We start from the raw sequence: 4125 nt of genomic DNA, 5'->3' as shown, positions 1-4125 counted from the left end.
CCCGAGGTCAGGGACAGCGCCTTCGGCTCCGCGACGGTGCGCCAGGTGATGGATATGACCACCGGCCTGCGCTACTCGGAAGACTACGCCGACCCCGAGGCCGACACCGCGGCCTTGCGCACCGCCTTCGAGGCTTCCTTCTTGGCGGGTTGGCCGGCGGGATCAAAGCCCACCACCACCATCCAGTCGCGGTAGCCGCCCGGCGGCGGCGGCGGCAGCGAGACGTCGCTCTCGACGTGGTTGAACGAGACCTTCTGGATCCCGGTCGGCAGCTTCACCTTGAGCCTGATCTTGCGCGTCTCGACCGGGCGGCCCTCGGCGTCCTTGACCGAGACCTTGAGCGGCGCGTTGAACCAGCTCGGCCCGTTCTTCGAATCGCGCTCGCCCTCGCCGATCACGGCGACCTTGAGAATCGTCTCCGCGCCGAGGTTCGCGCAGTCGCGCGCAAGGCCCTGCAGCGTGGCCTTGAAGGCGTCGTCGCGCGGCGGGAACGTGCCGGCCTGGGGCGCGACGGAGATCTGGGGACAGGAGGGGTCGGCGTCGGCCTTGGCCTGCACGCCGTCGGAGACCAGCGCGACCGCCTGCTGCTTCTCGGCCTCGGGCGAGGACGCGGCGTCCGCGGCCTCCTGCGCGACGGCGCCGCCGGAAGCCGCCAGACCTGCGACGAGCGCGAGCGTTCCGCCCGCGCGATAGAGATCAATCATGTGACGAACCCGCGATGCTGCCTGCCCCCGCATGCCCCCGTTCATTCTTCGTGAACGAATCAGGCTGAATTGCGGAAAGGCCGCAGTCAAGCGCCGCCATGCGCGGCGCTTGACGTTTATCGCGGGTCGCCGGAGGCGGGCTTCAGCCCTCCAGGGCCTCGAGTTCGCCGATCATGCGCTCGATCAGGCCGAGCCCGGTCTGCCAGAACGACGGGTCGCGGGCGTCGAGGCCGAAAGGCGCGAGCAGTTCCGAGTGATGCTTGGTGCCGCCCGCCGACAGCAGAGCGAAATAGCGCTCCGCGAAGCCCTCCTGGGCGTTCTCGTAGACCGCGTAGAGCGAGTTCACGAGGCAGTCCCCGAACGCGTAGGCGTAGACGTAGAACGGCGAATGGATGAAGTGCGGGATGTAGGTCCAGAACACCTCGTAGCCCTCGCCGAGCCGGATCGACGGCCCGAGGCTCTCGGCCTGCACCTCCATCCAGATCTCGTTCAGCCGCTCCGCGGTGAGTTCGCCCTTGCGGCGCTCCTCGTGGACCTTCCGCTCGAACGTGTAGAACGCGATCTGGCGCACGACCGTGTTCAGCATGTCCTCGACCTTGCCGGCGAGCATCGCCTTGCGCTGAAGCGGGTCGGTGGTCTGCTTGAGGAGGGCCCGGAAGGTCAGCATCTCGCCGAACACGGAGGCGGTCTCGGCGAGCGTCAGCGGCGTCGGGGCCATCAGCGCGCCGTTGGGGGCCGCCAGCACCTGGTGCACGCCGTGCCCGAGCTCATGGGCGAGCGTCATCACGTCCCGCGGGCGGCCGAGATAGTTCAGCAGCACGTAAGGGTGCGCTGACGGCACCGTCGGATGCGCGAAGGCGCCCGGCGCCTTGCCGGGGCGGCTCGGCGCGTCGATCCAGCGCTCGTCGAAGAACCGGCGCGCGATGTCGGCCATGCGCGGCGCGAAGCCGCCATAGGCGTCCAGCACCGTCTTCTGAGCCTCGTCCCACGGGATCACCCGGCTCGGCACGGTCGGAAGCGGCGCGTTGCGGTCCCAGTAGTTCAGCGCATCCATGCCGAACCACTTGGCCTTCAGCTTGTAGTAGCGGTGCGACAGGCGCGGATAGGCGTCCTGCACCGCCGAGACCAGCGCGTCGACCACCTCGCGCTCCACCCGGTTGGCGAGGTGCCGGCTGTCGGCGACGTCCGCGAAATGCCGCCAGCGGTCCGATATCTCCTTGTCCTTGGCGAGCACGTTTGTGATCAGCGTGAAGGTGCGGAGATTGGCCGTGAAGGTCTTGGACAGCGCCTTGGCGGCCTTCTCGCGGACCGCGCCGTCCGAATCCTGAAGCAGGTTGAGCGTCGGCTCGAGCGTCAGGATCTCGCCGTCGATCTCGAAGCGCAGCGCCGCCATGGTCTCGTCGAACAGCCGATTCCAGGCGCCGCGGCCGGTGACGGACTTCTCGTGGAACAGCTGCTCGACCCTGTCCTCGAGCTGGTGCGGCCGCTCCTTGCGGACGTCCTCGATGAAGGGCCGGTAATGCGCGAGGCGCGGCTCCGACATCGCCTCCTCGAGCAGGCCGTCGTCGAGGCGGTTGAGCTCGAGCGTGAAGAACAGCAGGTGCGACCAGACGTCGGTCAGCTTCTCCTGCACGTCGCCGTAGAACTTCGAGCCCTTAGGGTCCGCGGTGTTCTCCGAATAGACGAGGCTGGCGTAGGAGGCGATCCGCCCGGTGAGGTCGTCGAGCGCCTCGTACTCCTTGATCGCGTCGATCAGCCCGCCCGAGGCCGCGAGGCCCGCGAGCGCGCCCTTGTGCTTGTTCTCGAAGGCGCGCGCGTCAGCGTCCGCGCGGGCGAGGTCGGCCTTGAGTTCGGGCGCGTCCAGGCCGGAATAAAGATCGGCGAGATTCCATTCGGGCAGGGACCCGAGAGCTGCTGCGGCGGCGTCGGACAATGGGCGGCTCACGATTGGCCGGCGCGGGATCGCGGCGGCGGGAAGGGTTCGGGGCAGATATCGCAACGCCCCCGGGCGCGATCAACCACACCGGCTTTGTGCGCGATCCACTTAAGCGCCCATTTACTGCGGCCGATCATGCTGGCCGCGCCTTGCGCCCCCCGCAACGCCGCCGAAAGGCCGTGGATGACCGCCGTAATCCTCATTGTCGACGACGATCCGGTGCAGCGGCGTCTGTTGGAAGCTCAGCTCCGGAGATTCGGGCATGAGGCGCGCACCGCCGAAGACGGGCTCGGCGCCATCGAGGCGCTGACCGCCGAAGGCGCCGCCTATGACCTGATGTTCCTCGACCTCGCCATGCCGGAGCTCGATGGGCTCGGCGTCATGGCGCGCATGCGCGAACTCGGCCTCAGCGTGCCCACCATCGTGCAGACGGCGAACGGCTCGATCGAGGCGGTGGTCGGCGCCATGCGGGCCGGCGCGGTCGACTTCGTGGTCAAGCCGGTCGGTCCCGAGCGGCTGCAGGTCTCGATTCGCAACGCGCTGAGGACCGACGCCCTGCAGGGCGAGATCCGCCGCATCGGCAAACGCGCCGCCGGCACCCTCACCTTCCGTGACCTGCCGACCCGCGCGCCCGCCATGGCGGACGCCGTCCGCCTCGGGGAGCGCGCCGCGGCCTCGGCGATCCCGGTGCTGATCGAGGGCGAATCCGGCGTCGGCAAGGAGTTGTTCGCCCGCGCGATCGCGGGCGCGGGCGAGCGCGCCGGAAAGCCGTTCGTGGCCGTGAACTGCGGCGCGATCCCCCCCAACCTCGTCGAGTCGATCCTGTTCGGCCATGAGCGCGGCGCCTTCACGGGCGCGACCGAGCGGCATGTCGGCAAGTTCGTCGAGGCCGACGGGGGCACGCTGTTCCTGGACGAGATCGGCGAGCTGCCGGCCGACGCGCAGGTCAAGCTGCTGCGCGCGCTGCAGGAGGGCGAGGTCGATCCGGTCGGCTCCAAGCGGCCCGTGAAGGTCGATCTTCGGGTGATCTCGGCGACCAATCGCGACCTTTTCCAGCGGGTGCGCGAGGGCTCCTTCCGCGAGGACCTGTATTACCGGCTCAGCGTGTTTCCGGTGAAGGTGCCGCCGCTGCGCGCGCGCCGCGCCGACCTCCGGGACCTGGCGCGACGCTTCCTCGCCCGCTTCGCGGCCGAGGAGAACCGCGCCGTCTCCAGCTTCTCGCCGTCCGCCCTCGCGCTGCTGGAACGCTACGCGTGGCCGGGCAACGTCCGCGAGCTCGAGAACGCGGTCTTCCGCGCGGTGGTGCTGGCCGAGGACACCGAGCTCCGCCCCATCGACTTCCCGCAGATCGCGGCCGCGCTGGGCGAGGCGCCCGAGGAGCTCGAGGAGGCGCCGCGGCCTCTTCTGGCGGCCGACCGAATCTGGATGCGGCGGTTCACTGGCGAAGGCGACGCCCCCGACCGTCTTGACGCGATCCTGTTCGAG

The 4125-nt window shown here is 69.5% G+C and carries 3 protein-coding genes; 1 reads left to right on the top strand and 2 read right to left on the bottom strand.

The features are described 5' to 3' along the window. Positions 1 to 83: 83 nt before the first annotated feature. Together ACIKT0_RS14220 and ACIKT0_RS14215 are read right to left on the bottom strand one after the other, a co-directional pair. The gene (locus ACIKT0_RS14220) at positions 84 to 704 is read right to left on the bottom strand and encodes a hypothetical protein (protein ID WP_407105975.1); all 621 of its coding nucleotides are present in this window, start codon (positions 702 to 704) and stop codon (positions 84 to 86) included. A 142-nt stretch (positions 705 to 846) separates the two neighbouring features. Next, on the bottom strand, positions 847 to 2637 hold the full coding sequence (locus ACIKT0_RS14215; protein ID WP_407105974.1) for a M3 family oligoendopeptidase: 1791 nt from the start codon (positions 2635 to 2637) through the stop codon (positions 847 to 849). A 186-nt stretch (positions 2638 to 2823) separates the two neighbouring features. Here ACIKT0_RS14215 and ACIKT0_RS14210 point away from each other — a divergent pair. Beyond that, positions 2824 to 4125: sigma-54-dependent transcriptional regulator (locus tag ACIKT0_RS14210; protein WP_407105973.1), on the top strand; the 1302-nt coding region annotated here is incomplete at its 3' end.

The organism is Hansschlegelia beijingensis, assembly GCF_045505405.1.
Lineage (GTDB): Bacteria > Pseudomonadota > Alphaproteobacteria > Rhizobiales > Methylopilaceae > Methylopila > Methylopila beijingensis_A.
Note: the sequence above shows the minus strand (reverse complement) of the source record. Positions and strands in the feature narration are given on the sequence as shown.

Coding starts and splice junctions, on each gene's coding strand:
- ACIKT0_RS14220 (WP_407105975.1), bottom strand. CDS start 704: ATGATTGATCTCTATCGCGCGGGCGGAACGCTCGCGCTCGTCGCAGGT.